A 488-nucleotide genomic window follows, 5' to 3' on the forward strand; every position below is an offset into this window, starting at 1 on the left:
CCTTTTATCCGTTGAGCGACACCGCTTCCACTTGCCGGTGCCGGATCACTAGTCCCGACTTTCGTCCCTGCTCGACCTGTCAGTCTCACAGTCAAGCTCCCTTGTGCACTTGCACTCAACACCTGATTGCCAACCAGGCTGAGGGAACCTTTGGGCGCCTCCGTTACATTTTGGGAGGCAACCGCCCAGTTAAACTACCCACCAGGCACTGTCCCTGAACCAGATCATGGTCCGAGGTTAGATGTCCAATACGATCAGAGTGGTATTTCAACAACGACTCCACGAACACTGGCGTGCCCGCTTCACAGTCTCCCACCTATCCTACACAAACCGAACCGAACACCAATACCAAGCTATAGTGAAGGTCCCGGGGTCTTTTCGTCCTGCCGCGCGTAACGAGCATCTTTACTCGTAATGCAATTTCGCCGAGTCTGTGGTTGAGACAGCAGAGAAGTCGTTACGCCATTCGTGCAGGTCGGAACTTACCC

The 488-nt window shown here is 54.1% G+C and carries 1 rRNA gene; it reads right to left on the minus strand.

Annotated features, from left to right (window positions below):
* Nucleotides 1-488, minus strand: a 23S ribosomal RNA gene (locus AC07RN_RS20990); the annotation flags it as partial.

The sequence above is a fragment of the Lelliottia sp. GFLA7 genome (genome assembly GCF_056490165.1).